Origin of the sequence: Bradyrhizobium sp. C9 (genome assembly GCF_002532045.1) — a bacterium.
Taxonomy (GTDB): Bacteria; Pseudomonadota; Alphaproteobacteria; order Rhizobiales; family Xanthobacteraceae; genus Bradyrhizobium.
The window spans coordinates 404,626-423,847 of sequence record NZ_NWTG01000001.1; the positions used below are offsets into that span (position 1 = coordinate 404,626).

A 19,222-nucleotide genomic window follows, 5' to 3' on the forward strand; every position below is an offset into this window, starting at 1 on the left:
CGTTCGCCGTCAACGAAACGGAAAACTGAAATCGGCCCGCGCGCAGCAAGGATGATCTCGCCGAGCCGTCATGCGTAGAAGACATCGCGCAAGCGGCGACCTTTCGGTCAAATTTGGTGCAATCGATGCTGTCCTGTTGTCCGTCTGCGCCGCTACAGCAGCGAAAATCCTTTCGTCGTCGCGCGCTGCGATCGTGGAGAGTTCAGCTGCCGCACTGGCCACATTCGAAATTCCATTTCATTGACGGTGAAGTTGTCGCGCCGCATCATTAGTGGGTTGCTTTGAACGCAATAGCGCCGGAGAAATCCGCTTTTTTCTGAACCATGAGCTTCGAACGACGGGGCGCGCAGACGGACACGTTTGCGCGCGGGGCGGAGCCTTGCCGAAATGCAGGAGTCAAAATGTCTGTCGACAACAAGAAGACGGTGATGAATCGCCGCACGTTACTGCGTGCAGGCGCCGCCGCAGCCCTTGCCGCGCCGATCGGCGCCTATGGCGCGCAGGCCTTCGGGCCGCGGCTGGTCGCATCGGCGATCGACTTCTCCGAGTTCCCGATCTGCAAGACCGCCTCCGACGCGCCGCCACTGGCAGGGAGCCCGCGCAAGTTGAAGCTGTCCTGGAATGCCGGCGCGGTCTGCCTCGCGCCGCTGCCGGTCGCAATCGACCACGGCTTCTTCCAGAAGCAGAATCTCGACGTCGAGCTCGTCAACTATTCCGGCTCGACCGACCAGCTGCTGGAGGCGATCGCCACCGGCAAGAGCGACGCCGGGCTCGGCATGGCGCTGCGCTGGCTCAAGCCGCTGGAGCAGGGGTTTGACGTCAAGATCGCGGCCGGTACCCATGGCGGCTGCATGCGCGTCCTGACCCGCACCAGTTCCGGCATTGGCAAGCTCGCCGATCTCAAGGGCAAGATCGTCGCGGTCGGCGATCTCGCCGGTCCCGACAAGAATTTCTTCTCGATCCAGTTGTCCAAGCTCGGCATCGACCCGGTCAGGGACGTCGACTGGCGCGCCTATCCCGGCAATCTGCTGAATGTCGCGGTCGAGAAGGGCGAGGTACAGGCCTTCCTGTCGTCGGACCCGCTGGCCTATCTCTGGCTGAAGGATACGCAGTACAAGGAGGTCGCCTCCAATCTCGACGGCGAGTACCGCGACAAGAGCTGCTGCATCGTCGGCCTGCGCGGCAGCCTGGTGCGGGAAGAGCCGCATGTCGCGCGCGCCATCACCCAGGCGCTGCTCGATGCCGCGATGTTCACCTCGCAGAATCCGGACAAGGCGGCGAAGTCGTTCCAGCCCTATGCGCCGAAGGCCGCGAGCCTCGCCGATCTCGAGGCGATGGCGCGCTACCACACCCATCACCATCATCCGACCGGCGAAGTGCTCAAGCGCGAGCTCAAGGGTTACGCCGACGACCTGAAATCGGTGCAGGTGTTCAAGCAGAGCACCGACACGGCCAAATTCGCGGAGCGGATCTATGTCGACGTATTCAGTGTCTGACACGACGGCCGCCGCCGCGCCGCGCGCTGCTGTCACGTTTGCGAACCTCTCCGGCAGCTACGGCGTTGGCCTCGCCGCGAGCCTCGTTTGGCTCGCCTTCGGGGTGTCATGCCTCTACTGGCCCGATGTCGGCGACTGGTCGCGAACCTCTTCGCTCGGCATCGGCGCGATCGTCATCGCCGCCTTCGTCCTGTTCGGCACGTTCAGCGCGGATTATCTCGGCAACGCCGGGCAGGCGCTGCGCAAGCGGGCGCCATGGCTGGTGGCGTTCGGTGCTTTCGTCACGCTGTGGGAGGTCGCCACCGCGAAATTCGCCTGGCTGCCGCTGCCGTTCTTCCCGCCGCCGCAGTCGATCCTCGAGGTCTATACCGACGATCTGCCGAAGCTGCTCGACAGCGTGTTCGCCTCGATCAAGCTGCAACTCGGCGGCTACATCATCGGCGCGACCGTTGGTTTCATCACCGGCGTCTCGATCGGCTGGTCGCAGAAGATCGGCTATTGGGTACATCCGGTGCTGCGCTTCATCGGCCCGCTGCCGGCCACCGCCTGGCTGCCGATCGCCTTCTTCACCTTCCCGTCGAGCTGGAGCGCGTCGACCTTCCTGATCGCGCTTGCCACCGGCTTCCCGGTGACCGTCTTGACCTGGTCAGGTGTGGCGAGCGTCAGCAGGGCCTATTACGACGTCGCACGCACGCTCGGCGCCAAGCCGTCGTTCCTGGTGCTGAAAGTCGCAATTCCCGCCGCGCTGCCGCACGTGTTCGTCGGCCTGTTCATGGGGCTCGGCTCGTCCTTTGCCGTGCTCGTGGTCGCCGAGATGATCGGCGTCAAGGCCGGGCTCGGCTGGTACCTGCAATGGGCGCAGGGCTGGGCGGCCTATGCCAATATGTATGCGGCGCTGATCGTGATGTCGTTGCTCTGCTCCGGCGCGATCACGCTGCTGTTCCGGACGCGTGATCGCCTGCTGGTCTGGCAGAAGGGCGTCGTCAAATGGTAGTGCAATCCGCAGCCGAAGCGATCAGCTATCCTGCGGTCGGCGCCGAACTCGATGTCGAAGGCGTCAGCCACGCCTTCGACATCGATGGCGCTGTGCTGCCGGTGCTCGACAATGTCAATCTTTCCATCGCGCCCGGCGAATTCGTCGCGCTGCTCGGTCCGTCCGGCTGCGGCAAGTCGACCCTGCTGCGGCTGGTCGCGGGGCTCGAGAAGCCGCGCAGCGGCTCGCTGCGCGAGGATGAAGTCCGCATCAGTGGCCCGCATCCGTCGCGTGTCGTCGTGTTCCAGGACCCGACGCTGTTCCCGTGGCGCTCGGTGTGGGGCAATGTCGCGCTCGGGCTGGAAGCGCAGGGCATCCTGAAGGCGCAGCGGCATCGGGTCGATGCGGTCATCGAGCTGGTCGGCCTGTCCTCGTTTCGCAATGCCTATCCGCACCAGCTCTCCGGCGGCATGGCGCAGCGCGTGGCGCTGGCGCGCGCGCTGGTCAACGATCCCAAGATCCTGGTGCTCGACGAGCCGCTCGGCAAGCTCGATTCGCTGACCCGGATCGCGATGCAGGCCGAGCTCGTCGCGCTGTGGCAGCGCAAGGGCTTCACCACGCTGCTGGTCACCCATGACGTCGAGGAAGCGCTCGTGCTCGCCAACCGCGTCATCGTGCTCTCCGACCGCCCGGCGCGGATCAAGGCCGATATTGCCGTGGCCCGGCCGTACCCGCGGCATCGCGGCGATCCCTATCTGGCGGAGCTGCGCAAGCAGATCCTCGGCCTGCTCGGGCTGGAGGCGACATGGTGACGACAGCGGCGCGGGAGCTGCCGCCGGCGAACCAGCCTGAGCCCATCGCGCGCGCGTTGCGGCTCGCCGAGCTGTTTGCCGCGCGTGCCCCCGCACATGATCGCGATGCCAGCTTTCCCTTCGAGAATTTCGCCGACCTGTCGCGCGAAGGGCTGCTGGCGCTGACCGTGCCGGCGGCGCTCGGCGGCGGAGGGGCGGGTGCCCGCGATGCCACGCGTGTTCTCGGTATCATCGGCAAGGCCGATCCGTCGACTGCGCTGGTGCTGTCGATGCATTACATCCAGCATCTGGTGATGGCGCGCAGCACCCGTTGGCCCGGCCGTCTGGCGCGCAAGCTCGCCAGGGAAACGGTCGAAGGCGTGGCGCTGATCAACGCGCTTCGCGTCGAGCCCGAGCTGGGCTCGCCCGCGCGCGGCGGCCTGCCCGCGACCACGGCGCGCCGCACCGAGACCGGCTGGCGGCTGACCGGCCGCAAGATCTATTCGACCGGTGCGCCGATCCTGAAATGGTATTCGGTCTGGGCGAAGACCGACGAGCAGGACGCCCGTGTCGGCTTGTTTCTGGTTCCAGCCGGCCTGCCGGGAACGCGGATCGAGGAGACCTGGGATCATCTTGGCCTGCGCGCCAGCGGCAGCCACACCGTGATCTTCGACGACGTCGTGTTTCCGCTGGATTACGAGATCGACGTCCGCCGGCCCGACGACTGGAAGGTTCCTGACGTCACCCAGGCAACCGTGCATGCGATCTTCGTCGCCGCGATTTATGACGGCATCGCCCGCGCCGCCCGCGACTGGCTGGTCAAATTCCTCAAGGAGCGGGTGCCCGCCAATCTCGGCGCGCCGCTGGCGACATTGCCGCGCATGCAGGAGGTCGTCGGCGGCATCGAGGCCCGTCTTGCGGTCAATGCCCGCCTGATCGACAGCTTCGCCGCCGATTTCGATAACGGCTTCCCGCTGTCGGCGATCGAGTCTAACATCATCAAGCTGACGGTGACCAATAACGCCGCAGCAGTGGTGGAGGATGCCTTGTCGCTGACCAGCAATCACGGCCTGTCGCGAACCAATCCGCTGGAGCGGCATTACCGTGACGTGCTGTGCGGCCGTGTCCATACCCCGCAAGACGATGCCACCCGTGTCTCCGCCGGACGCTCCGCGCTGGGCGTCTGAAAACAACAGCCAACAACAACGGAGTTGTCAGTCATGCCGGTCGAGTTCATCGGCTTCATCACCAACAACAATGCCTCCGAGACGATCGTCCGCTCCGGCCCGGTGCTCGATCCGCCCTATATCGAGACCGTCGCCAAGGCCCATGAGCTTGCCGGCTTCGACCGCGCGCTGCTGGCGTTCCACTCGACCACGCCGGACGCGCTGCAGGTCGCGCAGCATGTCCTGACCATCACCAAGCAGCTCAAGGTGATGATCGCGCAGCGCCCGGGCTTCACCGCGCCGACGCTTTTGGCGCGCCAGCTTGCGACGCTGGATCAGTTCTATGGCGGCCGGGTCTCGCTGCACGTCATCACCGGCGGCAACGCCATCGAGCTGCGCCAGGACGGCAATACGCTCGACGACAAGGACGAGCGCTACGCCCGCACCAGCGAATTCCTCGACGTGGTGCGGCTGGAATGGACCAGCGAGAAGCCGTTCAACTACAGCGGCAAGTACTACAACGTCGAGAACGGCTTCTCGCAGGTGAAGCCGTTGCAGAAGGGCGGCATCTACACCTTCGTCGGCGGCGGCTCGGATGCCGCGGTCGAGGTTGCGGGCAAGCACGCCGATACCTTCGCGCTGTGGGGTGAATCCTATGCCCAGGTGCGCGACGTCACCGCGCGGGTGCGCGCGGCCGCGGCCAAGCATGGCCGGCCGACGCCGCGCTTCAGCCTGTCGGTGCGGCCGATCCTCGCCGACACCGAGGAGAAGGCGTGGGCGAAGGCGGAGCATATCCTCGCGCGCGCCACCGCGTTGCAGGACCAGACCGGCTACCGCCGTCCCAATCACGCGACCGACGGCGCCAAGCGGCTGCTGGCGCTGGCCGATCAGGGGACCCGAATCGACAAGCGGCTGTGGACCGAGATCGCCAAGCTCACCGGCGCCAACAGCAACACCACGGCGTTGGTCGGCACGCCCGAGCAGGTCGCCGAGGTGTTCGCCGATTACTACGATCTCGGCGTCAGCCACTTCCTGATCCGCGGCTTCGATCCGCTGGTCGATGCAATCGACTATGGCCGCGAGCTGATCCCGCTGACCCGCAAGCTGATCGAAGCGCGCGACCAGCAGCGGGGGATCGCCGCCGAATGATCCGTCTCCTTGTCGCGGCGGCGCTTGCGCTCGCCGTCATCGACTCTGCCGACGCGCAGACCACGTTGCGCGTCGGCGACCAGAAGGGCAATTCGCAGGCCGTGATGGAAGCGGCCGGCGTGCTCAAGAACGTCCCCTACAAGATCGAATGGAAGGAGTTCGCCGCTGCCGCGCCGTTGCTGGAAGCCTTGGGCGCGGGTGCGATCGACACCGGCCTGGTCGGCGATGCGCCGTTCACCTTCGCGGCCGCGGCCAACGTCCCGGTCAAGGCGATCGCCGCGGTCAGGCAGTCGGGCGAGGGGCTTGCGGTCGTGGTGCCGGAGAACTCTGCGATCAAAAGCTTTGACGATCTGCGCGGCAAGAAGATCGCGACCGGCCGCGGCTCGATCGGCCATCAGCTGATCCTGGCCGCGCTGGGATCGAGAGGCTGGCAGGCGAGCGACGTGCAGATCGTGTTCCTGGCGCCGTCGGATGCCAAGGTCGCCTACACGCAAGGCTCGGTCGACGCCTGGTCGACCTGGGAGCCTTACGTGAGCCAGGAAGAGGTGCTGTTCAAGTCGCGCCGCGTCATCACGGCCGACGGCATCACGCCCGGCCTCGGCTTCCAGGTCGCAACGCCGGCCGCGATCAAGGACAAGCGTGTCGAGCTGGAGGATTTCGTGCGCCGGCTGGCGGCCGCGCGCGCATGGTCGCAGACCAATGTCGAGGGCTACGCTGCGACGTGGGGCAGGCTGATGAACATCCCGCCTGCCGTGGCGCTGAACTGGCTGACCCGCGCCAAGATACGCATCGCGCCGATCGACGACAGCGTGGTGGCCGACGAGCAGAAGACCATCGACCTCTACGACCGCTGGGGCCTGATCAGACAAAAGGTCAACGCCGCCGACATCGTCGACCGGTCGTTTGGCGCGGCGGTGGAGAAGGGCGCGGGGTTGTAGGCAATTTGCAAGCGATGCTAAGCATTCAGCGTCGTCCTGGCTTTCGCCAGGACGACGAGATGGGACCATCTCCGCGGAAGCGATTCAACTTCGCACGATTGTACCGCTAACGAACCCGTGATCTCAAAGATATCCATTCGTCCGTAGGCAGCGCTGCGGCAAGGATTTTACCCGTTCAGTGCCTTCCAAAACCGCAACGTTGCTATTTTCGTCGTGCCCTTGCCGCGCTCTCCAGCACCGCCAAGATCAAACGCACGAACAATCGAGTCCGGGAGATCACCGTGGGCCTTCAAGAAACTCGCATCGAGTCGCTGCCGTTTGTGACCGCTGAACTGAATTATCTCGCGCCGACACCGGGCAAGCCCCGGACTTACGCTTTCGATCCGCCGCCCGGCGAACCCAAATCCACCGCGCTGCCCGAAGCCCACAACGTCCCGATCTTCGACGGGCGCCTGATCGCCGACAGCTTCTCGCTCGACCGCGAGGGCTTCGCGCTGGTCAAGCATCCGACCATCGTGAAGGACTATTACGACGACAACGAAGTCCGCAACGTCTACTACCCGGCGGTCGAAGCCTTCCTCAAGGCGACGCTGAAGGCGGATCGTGTCTTCATCTTCGATCACACCGTGCGCAAGCGGGTCGAGGGTGCGGCTGATATCCGCGGCGGCGGCCCGCGCCAGCCCGCGACCCGCGTCCATGTCGATCAGACCGCCGTCTCCGGCCACAACAGGGTGTTCGAGCACTTGCCTGACGAGGCTGAGCAACTCGTCAAGGGCCGCGTCCAGGTGATCAATCTGTGGCGTCCGATCCGAGGTCCCTTGCGTGATTCACCGCTCGCGATGGCCGATGGCACCACGGTCGCGCCGGAGGATCTGATCGCGTCCGACCTGATCTATCCGAACCGCAGCGGCGAGACCTATTCGGTGAAGTACAATCCGAACCATCGCTGGTTCTACATTCCCGAGATGACGCCGGACGAGGCGATCCTGCTGAAATGCTACGACTCGGCGACCGACGGCCGGACCCGGTTTGGACCGCACACCGCCTTCGTCGATCCGACCACGCCGGCGGACGCCGCACCGCGCGAGAGCATCGAGCTCCGCACGCTGGTGTTCCATAAGCATTGATGAAGAATGTTACGGCATAAGAGGTGCGCTCCCTCTCCCGCTTGCGGGGAGGGTTGGGGTGGGGGCTCTCTCCACGAGTCGTATTGTGGAGAGAGCCCCCACCCGGACCGCATCTGAAGATGCGCTCCGGCCTCCCCCGCAAGCGGGAGAGGCAAGGACGGCAGAACGAATCGGATCTGCCCTCAAACTTGGCACCGTCAGCCCAATAATGTTACGCCCGTCCCCCAACTGCTCGGGGAAAGGGCTACTGATGGACGGCGTGGTGACGAAGGAAGCAGCGGGGATCGGGTTCCGCGCCCTGGTCCTTGCACTTCTGGCATTGGCCTCCGGCCACATGCTGTCGACGCTGCTGCGCACGATCCCCGCGATCAGCCTCGATCTGATGGCGCGCGATTTCGGCACCTCGCCGCAGGCGCTGGCGAGCCTCACCGCGATCTACCACTTCTCCTTTGCGGCCTCGCAAATCCCGGTCGGCGCCGCGATGGACCGATTTGGCGTGCGGCCGGTGTCGCTGAGCCTGCTCGGAGGTACCGTGGTCGGGACGCTGGTCTCGGCGCTCGCGATGGGTCCCGCGAGCTTCGTGCTCGGGCAACTGATGCTCGGCATCGCCACCTCGGGCATGCTGATGTGCCCGATGACGCTGGCGGCCAAGCAGATGTCGGCGGCGAAGTTCGGCCTGTGGTCCGGCCTGATCCTCTCGATCGGCAATATCGGCATGCTGCTGTCGGCCAGCCCGCTGGCCTTCGTGGTCGACCAGCTCGGCTGGCGCGCCGGCTTCTGGATCTCGGCCGGATTCGGCATTGCCGTGCTGATCGCGGTGTTCGCGCTGGTGCCGCGGCAGCCTGCAGCGCATGCCGACGATTCCTCACCCTTGCAGCAGATGGCCGAGGTGCTGCGGCTCGGCCTGTCGCGCGGCCTGCGCGGACTGATCGCGCTGTCGCTGGTGTCGCTCGGCGCATCGCTGGTGCTGCGCGGCCTGTGGGGCGGGCCGTGGCTGATGGACGTGAAGGGGCTGAGCCGCATCGAAGCCGGCAATCTGCTCGGCCTGTTCACGCTGGCGATGATCATCGGCCCGGCCTGCATCGGTGCCATCGATCGCAAGTTCGGGCATCGCCGCACCATGGTGGCGTCGACCCATGCCGTCGCCGCGCTGCTGCTGGTGCTGATGGCGGCCGGCGCGCCGCATTTCCCGGTCTCGAACCTGCTCGGCGTTGCCGTGATGCCGACGCGATATGACCTGGTGCTGCTGGTCCTGATCGGGCTTGCGACGTCGGCGCAGCCGCTGATCTACGGCATGACACGGCAGCTGGTCGACGCGAAGGACACCGGCAAGGCGTTGTCGTCGGTCAATCTCGCGTTCTTTCTCGGCGCGGCGCTGCTGCAATCGAGCACCGCGGGCGTCGCGGCGCTGTTCGGTTTGCCCGCGGTGCTGCTGTTCATCGCGGGCGCCCTGGTGATCGGCGTTGTGCTGTTCCTGATCTACACCAGGCCTTCCGCCGCCTAGATCGTCTGTGCCTGCTTGCGGATTTCGTTGGCAAGCGGCCGCAAGGCATCGACCCCGCGCGGCCCGACGAGGCTATAGCCCGTGCCGCCGTCGGCCCAGGAGAAACCGGCGATATCGCCGCCCGAATGCGCGGCCATCGGTGCGTTCTGATCCGACGTCATCGGGCGGGTGAGGACCACAAGCCGCTCGCCGTGATCATCGTCGTACATGAACATGGCCGCCGGACCGTGCGCGGTCGGCACCACCCGTCCGCCCATCAAGCGATATCCCGACTTGCTCAGGTCCGGCAGCTTGACCGGCTGACGCAGCCGGTTCGAGACCCATTGCACAAGCTCGGTGCTGTCGCGCAGCTCGACCGGCCGGGTGTGGTCCGAGGCGTAGACCTTGTAGGAATCGCTTGCTTCCTCGGCCAGCGCCGCAAGCCCGCCGGCCGGCGCCTGCGTCGCGCCACGGATCATCCATCCGCCAAGGCCGCCGATCGAGAGCATCAGCATCGCTGCGATGGCCCAGCGCAATGACGAGGGGCGGCGGCGCGGTCGCTCGATCATCCTGGCGAGGTTGAGCTGCGGCGGCAGTGGTTCCTCGGCAATCGGCAGCAATGCCGATCGCAGCAGGTTACGCTCATCGGAGTAGGCGGCGATGCGCTTGGCGACGTCCGGATGCTTTTCCAGATAGGCCGCGACTTCGGCCTCGCGCTCCGGCTCCAGCGCGCGATCCACGTAGGCATGCAGATCGTCTTCGGTAATGGGTCGGTTGCTCATGACTTGTTCCGCAATTGCACGATATTATTGTTCAGATCGCCGGCAGTGCCCTCCAACTCCTGGTGGAGCCGCTCGCGGGCGCGCGCCAGCCGCGACATCACCGTGCCGATGGGTACACCGAGCACCTTGGCGGCGTCGGCATAGGACAGGTCCTCGACGCCGACGAGCAGCAGCACCGCACGCTGGTCATGCGGAAGCCTTGCGAGCTTCGTCATGACATCGCGGTAGGTCACCTTGTGCTCCTGCTCTGCGTCCTGGCCGAATGCATCCTCGTTGGTTTCGTCGATCGCGACATGGACGCCGCGCGTCGTTGCGCGGCGAAACTGGTTGATGGCGAGATTATGCAGGATCGCGAACAGCCACGGCCGCGGATTGTCCGACCGCCGCTGCTCCCAATGAATGACGGCGCGTTCCAGGCAGTCCTGCACCAAATCGTCGGCCGCCGCGTGGTCGCGGACGAGGGCCCGCGCATACCGCCGCAAGGCGGGTATCAGCGGCTCGACGAGGCGCAGCATGTCGTTCATGGCGTTTGCACCTGAATGACCGCACCGGGTTTCGCCGGTTCGCCTGATGCGATGACGAGATAACGCCGTTCCGCCTTGGCCGCGCTCTGCACGATCTGGCGGATCGGACCGGCGGCGTTGACGATCGCGGAGCCGGCGGGATTGGTCATGAAGGCTGCCAGCGGCTGCACCGATCCCGTCCCATCGGCACGTTCGGCCAATCCTAGCACGTAGTGCTGCTTGGGTTCGAGCCCGGTGACCGATGCCTGCACCACCTGGATCAAACCCTGGTCGAACAGCGAAATGCTGGTCGGCGGCTTGTCGCTCTTGGCGTCCTTCTTCGCCGCGAGCGTGAGGTGGGCGGCCTGGCCGGCGACGCCGAGCGCCTGCAGGTTCTGGCGGTCGTCCGGGTTCGGCGCGGCGTTCGGCACGTAGGCGATGGCCTGCGGCGCCTGGCCGATCGGGATGTTGGCAATCACCTTGTTGGTCGCAGTGTCGATCGCGGCCAGCGCATCGGCATTCTCCAGGCCGACATAGACCCGCGTGCCGTCGCCGGACGGCCAGATGCCATGCGGGAGGTTGCCGACGGCAATGGTCGCGACCTCGGAGAAGTCGTCGGTGCGGAACACCTTGACCTCGTTGGTGCCGCCGATGGTCACATAGGCGAAGGTGCCCTTGGCCGTCTTCGCGAAATTGACGTGGTTGGTGATCGGGCCGGTGTCGATCGTCTTGATCAAATTGAACGGCGGCCTGCCGTTGAAGACCTGGGTCCTACCGACATCCTTCAGCGTGAACCACACCTGCTCGCCGTCCGGTGTCGCTGCGATGTTGGGACAGAACGGGCTTTCCTGTTTCACCTTGGCGACGATCTGATGGTCGGCCACCGAGACCACCTCGGTCTCCGGATTGAACGACGAGCAGATGTAGCCGTATTTGCCGTCGGGCGAGAAGATCTGCATGCCCGGTCCCGCCGGCACCTCGATCCGCATCGTTTCCTTGAAGCTCTTCGCGTCGATCACCGAGATGTAGTTTTCGCCGCGCACGGTGACCCACACCTCCTTGCCGTCGGGCGTGAAGAACGCCTCGTGCGGCGAGCGCCCGACATAGGTGACGTGCTTGACCGCGTTGGTCACGGTGTCGATGAAGGTCACCGAGTTCGAGCCGATCGAGACGATGGCGAGGGTGTGGTGGTCGGGCGAATAGCCCATGCCGTGGACCAGCACCTGTCCCTTGTAGAGCGGGCTGAAATTGCCGGGCTGCGGGTCGCCGAGCCTGATGACGCCGAGTAACTTGTTGTCGACGGGATCGGTGACCGACACCGTGTTCGAGAACTGCTCGGCGGCGTAGACGCGATCATGATGGCTGATCGGGATGTCGGGTGCGGACACGGCGCCCGGCGCCTGCCCGGCAAACGCCGACGTCGACAGCACGATCATGCTGGTGGCCAGCAGGCCCTTCATGAATGGGCTCGTCATCACTTGGTCTCCTGCTTTATCATGTCGTGGTGCATGTTCATGTGATCGTGGCTGGTCCCCGCCAGGGCGGGTGTCGCACCCGGTTGTTGCGTCGGGGCCGGTGTCGTGTCGGTGACCTGTTCGCCGAGCGCGAGCTTCATGGCGTCGATCTCCTGACGCTGCTCGACGATGATCTCCTGTGCGATCCGGCGCAGCCGCTCGTTCTTGCCGTAGCGCAGCTCGATCACCGCCATGTCGATCGCGCCCTGGTGGTGCGGCGTCATCATCGCGACGAAATCGCGGTCGATGTCGCCGCTCGGCCTGGCGGCCATGTCATTCATCATCTTGGTCATCGCGGCATCGTTCTCGGCGAGGAAGGCGCTCTCGTCGGCCGACAGCGCGCTCTCGGCCGGATGATGATCGCCGTCATGCGCGAACGTGGCCGCGGCAACAGCGAGCAGGACGGCCGCGCCGAACGGCGCGAGACCGGGTTTGAGGAATCGAGGAAGCATTGCGTCACCCTGGGAGTTGTCGGAAAGCCCGAGCGGTCCGGCCTTAAGGCCGGCTTGCATGGGTGGGACGCGGTGGCGTGAGTTCTATTCCGTCGCCGGGTGGATTCCTGTCGATCACGACTTGCTGATCGATGGAATACCCCGTTACGCCGAACCGGCCGATTTGCGAATGGCAAGCCTCTGGCTATAAGAAGGAATTCCGGTCCTGATCGACCGGTTCCGCGATCCTCTCTGCGCAGTCCGATGCGCCCACAAGGGCAAAAATGTCCGCCAAGATCGATCCGATCACCCGTTCCGTCGTCCAGCACCGCCTGTCGTCGATCGTGAAGGAGATGGGCGAAGCCATGCTTCGCACCTCCTATTCGCAGATCCTCAATTCCAGCCGCGATTTTTCGCTGGCGATCTGCGACACCGGCGGGCGGCTGATCGCGCAGGCCGACCACATTCCGGTGCATGTCGGCGCCTTGCCCTGGGCGACGCTCGCGGTCGAGGAACGCTTCAAGGATGTCGCGCCCGGCGACGTCATCCTGCTCAACGATCCCTATCAGGGCGGCAGCCATCTGCCCGATCTCACCGCCTTCGTGCCGGTGTTCGACGGCGGCAAGCGATTGCTCTGGACCATCGTGCGCGCGCATCAGAGCGACATCGGCGGCGCCACCCACGGCGCCTACAATCCCGCCGCGACCGAGATCTATCAGGAAGGCATCCGGATTCCGCCGATCAAGCTCTACGAGGCCGGCAAGCCGCGTGAGGACCTGCTCGACCTGCTGGCGCTCAACATCCGCAACCCCAGGGAATTCCGCGGCGACCTCGCAGCGATGCTGGGCGCCGCGCACCTCGGCGAGCGTCGCGTCGCAAAACTGTTCAGCGAGTTCGGCGCCGAGACCGTCCAAGCCGCCATCGAGGCCATTCTTGACGCGACCGAGCAACAGACCCGCGCCGTGGTGTCGAGCTGGAAGGACGGCGTGTTCTACGGCGAGGCCCTGCTCGATGATGACGGCCACGGCCGCACCGACATCAAGATCGCGGCCAAGGTGACCAAGACCGGCAGCGACATCGAGGTCGATCTCACCGGCTCCGATCCGCAGTCGACCAGCTTCGTCAACTCGTCGCACGCCAACATGCAGGCGGCGGTGGCGATGGCCTTTGCCTATCTGATCGACGCCGATATCCCCAAGAACACCGGCGCGTTGCGGCCGCTCAAGGTGGTGGCGAAGCAGGGCACCATCGTGTGGGCTGATCCTGGCAGGCCAGTGACCTTGTGCACCAGCCATCCCTCCAACGAGATCGTCGAAGCCATCATCAAGGCGATGTCGGCGTCGTGTCCGGATCGCGTGATGGGCGGCTGGGGTCGCCGCTTCCGCATCGCGATCCAGGGCGAGGATCCTCGCAACGGGCGCAATTTCATCTGGCACATGTTCCAGGCGCGGCCCGGCGGCGGCGCATCGCCGGGCGGCGACGGCTATTCGTCGATCGGCGAGTGGCACTCGGTCGGCGGCCTCAAATTCGGCAGCATCGAGGTCGCCGAGGTGCGCTTTCCCCTGCATTTCCGCCAGCACGAATTCCGGCCGGATTCCGGCGGCGATGGTCAGCATCGCGGCGGGCTCGGCGTCGCGCTCGACATGGTGCTGGAGACGGCAAAGCCGGCCCGCGGCAACACCGCCGGCGACGGCGCGCGTCACGGCCCCTGCGGCATGCTCGGCGGCAAGGACGGCGAGCCGCATCGCTATCGCCTGTTGTCGGAAGGCCGCGCGCCGCGCGTGCTGAAGACCAAGGAGGTCGGCATCGAATTGCGCCCCGGCGATTGCCTGGAGATCCGATCGTCCGGTGGCGGCGGCTGGGGTCCGCCGGAGAAGCGATCGGCGGAAGCGCGGGCGCGCGACGTGGCGCAAGGTCTGGTTTCGAAAGCGGTATAGGGCGGCGATGTACACGATTGGAGTTGACGTCGGCGGCACCTACACCGACCTGGTTGCGACGGATCAAACCGGGCGCACCGTTTTCGCGAAATCACCGTCCACGCCGGCCGATCAGTCGATCGGTGTCATGGCGGGACTTGAGGAGCTGGCCCGCCGCCTCGGCGTCACACGCGCGGCGATGCTCGCGGCGACCGATCGCCTGGTGCACGGCACGACGGTTGCGACCAACGCGCTCTTGGAGCGCAAGGGCGCCAAAGTCGCGCTGCTGACCACCAAGGGCCATCGCGACGTCGTCGAGATGCGTGAGGGGCTCAAGCCGGATCGCTACGATTTGCGCACCCCGCCGCCGGAGCCATTGGTACCGCGCGAACGGCGCTTTGGCGTCCGCGAACGGCTGAAGGCCGACGGCAGCGCCGCGGTTGCGCTCGATGCCACAGCGCTCGGTGACGTCATCGCCGAGGTGAAGCGGTCCGGCGCGAACTCGATCGCGGTCTGCTTCCTGCACGCCTATCTCAACCCGGCGCACGAGCTTGCCGCGGTCGAGCGGCTGGCGAAGGAACTGCCCGATGTCAGCGTGTCGCGCTCGAGCGACGTGCTGCCGCAGATCAAGGAATATGAGCGCGTCTCGACCACGATCGTGAACGCCTATGTCGCGCCGACCGTGCGGCGCTATCTCACCAATCTCGAGCGCAGCCTGCATGAAGCCGGCTTCAAGGGCTCGCTGTTCGTCGTGCTGTCGCATGGCGGCATGGCGCCGGTGGAAGAGGCCTCGCGGCTCGCCGCGGGCACGGTGCTGTCGGGACCGGCCGGCGGCATCTCCGGCAGCCGCCGTTGCGCCGAGATGCTCGGGATTCCCGATCTCGTGCCGTTCGACATGGGCGGCACCTCGACCGACATCTCGCTGATCGCGGATGGCGAGGCCTCGCTGTCGGCCGACGGCATGCTGGCGGGCCAGCGCATTGCGCTGCGCAGCCTCGACATCGCCAGCATCGCAGCGGGCGGCGGCTCGATCGCCGGTGTCGACGGCAGCCGCACCTTGCGGGTCGGGCCGGAGAGCGCGGGCTCGGTGCCGGGCCCGGCCTGCTACGGCAATGGCGGCCTGGCTGCCACCGTCACCGACGCCAATGTCGTGCTCGGCTATCTCGATGCCGCGGCCTTCATGGGCGGTGCGCGGCCGCTCGATCGCGCGGCGTCGGAAGCCGCGGTCGACCGCATCGCGGAGGCGCTGGAGCTGTCGCGGATCGAGGCAGCCGCCGGCATCTACAAGATGATCAATCTGAAGATGGCCGACGGCATCCGCCTGATGACCTTGCGCCGCGGCGTCGATCCCCGCAAATTCGCGCTGCTCAGCTTCGGCGGCGCCGCGGGCATGCACGCCGCCGAAGTCGCGCGCGAGCTCGAGATCAAGCGCATTATCGTGCCGACGGCCGCTTCCGTGCTGTCGGCCTGGGGCATGCTGACCAGTGATCTGCGCTATGAGGTCAGCCGCACCCATTACGGCACCGGCCGGATCTCCGCCAATGAGGTGAGGGCACTGTTTGCCGGACTGGAGGAGCAGGCGGAAGGCCGGCTGCGCGACTGGTTCAAGGGCGACATCGCGATCGAGCGTTCGGCCGAGATGCGCTATGGCGAGCAGGTGTTCGAGATCGATGTGCCGCTCGGCGACCTCGACCTCGGCGCCGCGGATCTGGTGGCGCAGATCGAGGAGCGCTTCCATCGCCGCCACGAGGAACTCTACACCTACGCCTCGCGCGGGCAGGAGGTGGTGTTCGTCAACGCCCGTGTCGCCGCGGTCGGCAAGGTGGCGCCCGGCGGCGACGGTGTCGGCGAGGCCGCCTCAGTCGCACCCTGCGCGCCGCGCGGCAAGCGGCAGGCCTGGTTTGGCGCCTGGCGCGAGGTGCCGGTCTATGCGCTCGACGATCTCAAGCCGGGCCATGCGCTGGCCGGTCCCGCTGTTATCGAGGCCGAAACGACCACGGTTCTGGTCGACAGCGGCGACCGCGTCGCGGTCAACCCGCTGGGCTGGCTCGACATAACATTGCGCTGATCGCCGCGTGGGAACTGCGCTCCCTCTCCCGCTTGCGGGGGAGGTGAAGACAGGGCCGTCTCCGCCATCAACATTTCATTTTTCCGGCAGTGGCTTGGGCGATAAGCTCCGCGCGCTGGGAGGGAGCGCCGGCTGGTGCCGGCGTTGTGGCGATGTTGATGCAAACAAAAAGACAAACTGCGCTTTCGATATCCCTTGTCCTCGCAGCGATGCTCGCGGCGTCGCCGTTGCGCGCCCAGCAGACGCCGGAGGCAAGCGGCAGCGAGATCCGTGTCGGCAACGTCATGCCCTACACCGGGCCGCTCGCCGCGTTCGCCACCATCGGGCGGGCGGAAGCGGCCTATTTCGACATGGTCAACGAGCATGGCGGCATCAACGGCCGCAAAGTCAAATTCATCTCGGTCGATGACAGCTCCAATCCGAAGACCGCGACGGAGCAGACCCGCGACCTCGTCGAGAAGCAGGACGTGTTGTTGATGTTCGGCTCGTTCGGCACGCCGAGCAACCTCGCCGTGCGGAAGTACCTCAACGAGAAGAATATCCCGCAGCTGTTCGTCGCCTCCGGCGACGAGGAGTGGGCGCATCCGAAAAGCTTTCCCTGGACCATGGGCTGGCAGCCGACCTTCCGCGCCGAGGGGCGGATCTACGCCAATTACATCCAGGCCGCCTATCCCTCACGCAAGATCGCGGTGCTCTGGCAGAACGATCAGTTCGGCCGCGATCTGTTCAAGGGGTTGCAGGAGGGGCTCGGCGACACCGCCGGCATGATCGTCGCCGATCTCGCCTTCGACGCGTCGGAGACCGCGATCCAGAACCAGATCGGGATCCTGAAAGGCTCCGGCGCCGACATCCTGGTGTTCGACGGCGCACCGGCGATCGCGGCGCGCGCGATCCGCGTTGCCGCGGACCTCGACTGGCACCCGGTGTTCATCCTCGACAATGCGTCGGCCTCGATCGCCAGTGCGTTGCGGCCGGCAGGCCTGCAGAACTCGCTCGGCGTGATCTCGACCTCGTTCCTGAAGGATGCCGGCGATGCCTCCTGGAAGAACGATCCGCAGATCAAGGCGTGGGACGCCTTCATGGACAAGTACTACCCCGACGGCGACAAGGACGACATCTACGCCGTTTTCGGCTATGCCGCCGCCGACACGCTGATGCAGGTGCTGCGCCAGTGCGGCAACGACCTGTCGCGCGAGAACATCATGCGGCAGGCCGCCTCGCTGAAGGACTATCAGAGCCCGATCGCGCTGCCCGGGATCGTGATCAACACCGGGCCGAAGGATTTTCGCCCGATCAAGCAGATGCGGCTGGTGCAGTTCGACGGCAACGCCTGGCAGCCGATCGGCGACGTGATCGAGAGCGCGTTCACGCCGGTGCGGGAAGATAATTGAGCGGCGCATGAACTCGGGTCGTGCGCCGTCAACTCGGAGTCATGCGTCGTCCCGGCGAAGGCCCGGGACCCATTACCCCAGCCGTTTGTTGTTTCATATCGCTTGGGCCGCTTCCGCGTTCATAGTCTCTGAGCGGTGGTTATGGGTCCCGGCCTTCGCCGGGACGACGATGGGGTGAGGGCGGTGCGCAATCACTACTTCTTCAACCCGTAATTCAGCAGCCCGCCCTTGTTCTTCGGCGGATGGGCGCGCAGGCCTTCCTCGTTCGGCTCGGTGCCCCAGCCCGGGCGATCCGGGATCACGAGATGGCCATCGACGAACTCCGGCACGTGGGTGAACAGCTCGTGGTCCCAGGCCAGCCGATCGATGTCCGTCTCCATGATGCGCAGGTTCGGCACCGCGGCGCAGAAATGCGCGTTCATCATGGTGCAGAGGTGGCCGTAGAAATTATGCGGCGCGACGTTGACCTCGAAATGCTCGGCAGCGGCGGCGATCTTCATCGACTGCCAGACGCCGTTCCACGGCGTGTCGATGATCGCGACGTCCATCGCCTGCTCGGTGAAATAGGGCAGGAATTCGCGCAGGCCCAAAAGCGTCTCGCAGGACGAGATCGGGTGCGGGCTCTGGCGGCGGATATAGCCCAGCGCCTGCGGGTTGAAGGTGTCGATCTCGACCCAGAACATGTCCATCTTCTCGATGGCGCGCAGGATCTTGAGATAGCCTTCGGTCTTGGCGTTGAAGTTGAGGTCGAGCAGCAGGTCGACATCCGGCCCCGCGCCGTCGCGGATCGCCTCCAGATGCATGCAGAGATTGCGCAGCACAGTGCGGTCGACGTTGATCTCGGGCTGGAACGGCACGCCGAAGCCGGGACGCCAGCCCTGCGGCTTGCCGTCGGTATAGACGAAGATGTTGGTCTTCATCGCCGAGAACTTCTTCTCGCGCACCTCGGCGCCGATCGCCTTGACGCCGTCGAGATCGGTGATGGCCGGCTTGTACCAGTCCGGATGATTGATGCGCCAGGTCGCGCAATGCGACCAATAGACCCGCACGCGGTCGCGGATCTTGCCGCCCAGCAGATCGTAGCAGGGCACGCCGAGCGCCTTGGCCTTGACATCGAGCAGGGCGTTCTCGATGGCACCTAACGCCAGCGCCACCACGCCGCCGGCGGCGGGGCGCGTCGCGGCGAACAGTTCCACATAGATCCGCTCGTGCTCAAACGCGTTCTTGCCGACCACGCGCGCCGACAGCCGCTCGATCGCGGCGGTCACGCCGGGGGCGCCGAAACCTTCGTCATATTCGCTCCAGCCGACCAGCCCGTCCGACGTCGTCACCTTGACGAAATGATAATTCCGCCAGCCGGCATCGCAGGCGAGCGTCTCGACGCTTTTGATGGTGGTGGATTTGCTCATGGTTTCCTGCCCGGCGTTTGTTGATGTTGATGAGAGCACAATAGCGGATCGAGCAATGCGTCAACCGCACGGCGGCAGACCGTCA

General features: G+C 65.8%; 16 protein-coding genes. 11 read left to right on the plus strand and 5 right to left on the minus strand.

The window, feature by feature from the left end:
* Positions 1 to 401: 401 nt before the first annotated feature.
* From CO675_RS01825 to CO675_RS01860, 8 genes are all read left to right on the plus strand, one after another.
* Positions 402 to 1,496: an ABC transporter substrate-binding protein gene (locus tag CO675_RS01825; protein WP_097670312.1), complete on the plus strand. Its 1,095-nt coding sequence runs from the start codon at positions 402 to 404 to the stop codon at positions 1,494 to 1,496.
* Complete coding sequence (locus tag CO675_RS01830; RefSeq protein WP_097670313.1) at positions 1,474 to 2,490, plus strand: ABC transporter permease; 1,017 nt, start codon at positions 1,474 to 1,476, stop codon at positions 2,488 to 2,490. The genes CO675_RS01825 and CO675_RS01830 overlap by 23 nt, the downstream gene beginning before the upstream one ends.
* Entirely contained in the window at positions 2,484 to 3,281 is a 798-nt protein-coding gene (locus tag CO675_RS01835) for an ABC transporter ATP-binding protein (protein ID WP_097670314.1), read from the plus strand. Before CO675_RS01830 ends, CO675_RS01835 begins: the two co-directional genes overlap by 7 nt.
* Positions 3,275 to 4,447 (plus strand): acyl-CoA dehydrogenase family protein, encoded by a 1,173-nt coding sequence (locus tag CO675_RS01840; protein ID WP_097670315.1) that lies wholly within the window; start codon positions 3,275 to 3,277, stop codon positions 4,445 to 4,447. Before CO675_RS01835 ends, CO675_RS01840 begins: the two co-directional genes overlap by 7 nt.
* Before the next feature lie 33 nt (positions 4,448 to 4,480).
* Positions 4,481 to 5,575: an LLM class flavin-dependent oxidoreductase gene (locus tag CO675_RS01845; RefSeq protein WP_097670316.1), complete on the plus strand. Its 1,095-nt coding sequence runs from the start codon at positions 4,481 to 4,483 to the stop codon at positions 5,573 to 5,575.
* The gene (locus CO675_RS01850; protein ID WP_097670317.1) at positions 5,572 to 6,513 is read left to right on the plus strand and encodes an ABC transporter substrate-binding protein; all 942 of its coding nucleotides are present in this window, start codon (positions 5,572 to 5,574) and stop codon (positions 6,511 to 6,513) included. The genes CO675_RS01845 and CO675_RS01850 overlap by 4 nt, the downstream gene beginning before the upstream one ends.
* Before the next feature lie 281 nt (positions 6,514 to 6,794).
* Positions 6,795 to 7,640, plus strand: coding sequence for a CmcJ/NvfI family oxidoreductase (locus CO675_RS01855; protein ID WP_097670318.1), 846 nt, complete (start codon positions 6,795 to 6,797; stop codon positions 7,638 to 7,640).
* Between the two features lie 250 nt (positions 7,641 to 7,890).
* Complete coding sequence (locus CO675_RS01860; protein ID WP_097670319.1) at positions 7,891 to 9,144, plus strand: MFS transporter; 1,254 nt, start codon at positions 7,891 to 7,893, stop codon at positions 9,142 to 9,144.
* Here CO675_RS01860 and CO675_RS01865 read toward each other — a convergent pair.
* Genes CO675_RS01865 through CO675_RS01880 form a run of 4 tightly spaced genes read right to left on the minus strand, consistent with a single transcriptional unit; the run spans position 9,141 to position 12,374 of the window.
* On the minus strand, positions 9,141 to 9,905 hold the full coding sequence (locus tag CO675_RS01865; protein WP_097670320.1) for an anti-sigma factor family protein: 765 nt from the start codon (positions 9,903 to 9,905) through the stop codon (positions 9,141 to 9,143). The genes CO675_RS01860 and CO675_RS01865 overlap by 4 nt on opposite strands.
* Entirely contained in the window at positions 9,902 to 10,429 is a 528-nt protein-coding gene (locus CO675_RS01870; protein WP_097670321.1) for an RNA polymerase sigma factor, read from the minus strand. Before CO675_RS01870 ends, CO675_RS01865 begins: the two co-directional genes overlap by 4 nt.
* The gene (locus CO675_RS01875; protein WP_097670322.1) at positions 10,426 to 11,883 is read right to left on the minus strand and encodes a YncE family protein; all 1,458 of its coding nucleotides are present in this window, start codon (positions 11,881 to 11,883) and stop codon (positions 10,426 to 10,428) included. The genes CO675_RS01870 and CO675_RS01875 overlap by 4 nt, the downstream gene beginning before the upstream one ends.
* Positions 11,883 to 12,374 carry a DUF305 domain-containing protein gene (locus CO675_RS01880; RefSeq protein WP_097670323.1) on the minus strand — a complete coding sequence of 164 codons (492 nt, stop codon included), beginning with the start codon at positions 12,372 to 12,374 and terminating at the stop codon, positions 11,883 to 11,885. Before CO675_RS01880 ends, CO675_RS01875 begins: the two co-directional genes overlap by 1 nt.
* A gap of 263 nt (positions 12,375 to 12,637) precedes the next feature.
* On the opposite strand from CO675_RS01880, the gene CO675_RS01885 reads away from it, so the two are divergent.
* From CO675_RS01885 to CO675_RS01895, 3 genes are all read left to right on the plus strand, one after another.
* The gene (locus CO675_RS01885) at positions 12,638 to 14,290 is read left to right on the plus strand and encodes a hydantoinase B/oxoprolinase family protein (protein ID WP_097670324.1); all 1,653 of its coding nucleotides are present in this window, start codon (positions 12,638 to 12,640) and stop codon (positions 14,288 to 14,290) included.
* 7 nt (positions 14,291 to 14,297) lie between these two features.
* Positions 14,298 to 16,337 (plus strand): hydantoinase/oxoprolinase family protein, encoded by a 2,040-nt coding sequence (locus tag CO675_RS01890; RefSeq protein WP_097670325.1) that lies wholly within the window; start codon positions 14,298 to 14,300, stop codon positions 16,335 to 16,337.
* A 158-nt stretch (positions 16,338 to 16,495) separates the two neighbouring features.
* On the plus strand, positions 16,496 to 17,728 hold the full coding sequence (locus CO675_RS01895) for an ABC transporter substrate-binding protein (RefSeq protein WP_097670866.1): 1,233 nt from the start codon (positions 16,496 to 16,498) through the stop codon (positions 17,726 to 17,728).
* A gap of 194 nt (positions 17,729 to 17,922) precedes the next feature.
* On the opposite strand, the gene CO675_RS01900 is transcribed toward CO675_RS01895, so the two are convergent.
* Positions 17,923 to 19,137: a mandelate racemase/muconate lactonizing enzyme family protein gene (locus tag CO675_RS01900; RefSeq protein WP_097670326.1), complete on the minus strand. Its 1,215-nt coding sequence runs from the start codon at positions 19,135 to 19,137 to the stop codon at positions 17,923 to 17,925.
* Between the last annotated feature and the right edge of the window lie 85 nt (positions 19,138 to 19,222).

Bases quoted from the DNA above. Each gene is read 5' to 3' on its own strand.
- CO675_RS01870 (WP_097670321.1), bottom strand. From the start codon at position 10,429: ATGAACGACATGCTGCGCCTCGTCGAGCCGCTGATACCCGCCTTGCGG.
- CO675_RS01845 (WP_097670316.1), top strand. From the start codon at position 4,481: ATGCCGGTCGAGTTCATCGGCTTCATCACCAACAACAATGCCTCCGAG.
- CO675_RS01830 (WP_097670313.1), top strand. From the start codon at position 1,474: ATGTCGACGTATTCAGTGTCTGACACGACGGCCGCCGCCGCGCCGCGC.
- CO675_RS01860 (WP_097670319.1), top strand. From the start codon at position 7,891: ATGGACGGCGTGGTGACGAAGGAAGCAGCGGGGATCGGGTTCCGCGCC.
- CO675_RS01825 (WP_097670312.1), top strand. From the start codon at position 402: ATGTCTGTCGACAACAAGAAGACGGTGATGAATCGCCGCACGTTACTG.
- CO675_RS01875 (WP_097670322.1), bottom strand. From the start codon at position 11,883: ATGACGAGCCCATTCATGAAGGGCCTGCTGGCCACCAGCATGATCGTG.
- CO675_RS01885 (WP_097670324.1), top strand. From the start codon at position 12,638: ATGTCCGCCAAGATCGATCCGATCACCCGTTCCGTCGTCCAGCACCGC.
- CO675_RS01880 (WP_097670323.1), bottom strand. From the start codon at position 12,374: ATGCTTCCTCGATTCCTCAAACCCGGTCTCGCGCCGTTCGGCGCGGCC.
- CO675_RS01865 (WP_097670320.1), bottom strand. From the start codon at position 9,905: ATGAGCAACCGACCCATTACCGAAGACGATCTGCATGCCTACGTGGAT.
- CO675_RS01895 (WP_097670866.1), top strand. From the start codon at position 16,496: ATGCAAACAAAAAGACAAACTGCGCTTTCGATATCCCTTGTCCTCGCA.
- CO675_RS01850 (WP_097670317.1), top strand. From the start codon at position 5,572: ATGATCCGTCTCCTTGTCGCGGCGGCGCTTGCGCTCGCCGTCATCGAC.
- CO675_RS01890 (WP_097670325.1), top strand. From the start codon at position 14,298: ATGTACACGATTGGAGTTGACGTCGGCGGCACCTACACCGACCTGGTT.
- CO675_RS01840 (WP_097670315.1), top strand. From the start codon at position 3,275: ATGGTGACGACAGCGGCGCGGGAGCTGCCGCCGGCGAACCAGCCTGAG.
- CO675_RS01900 (WP_097670326.1), bottom strand. From the start codon at position 19,137: ATGAGCAAATCCACCACCATCAAAAGCGTCGAGACGCTCGCCTGCGAT.
- CO675_RS01835 (WP_097670314.1), top strand. From the start codon at position 2,484: ATGGTAGTGCAATCCGCAGCCGAAGCGATCAGCTATCCTGCGGTCGGC.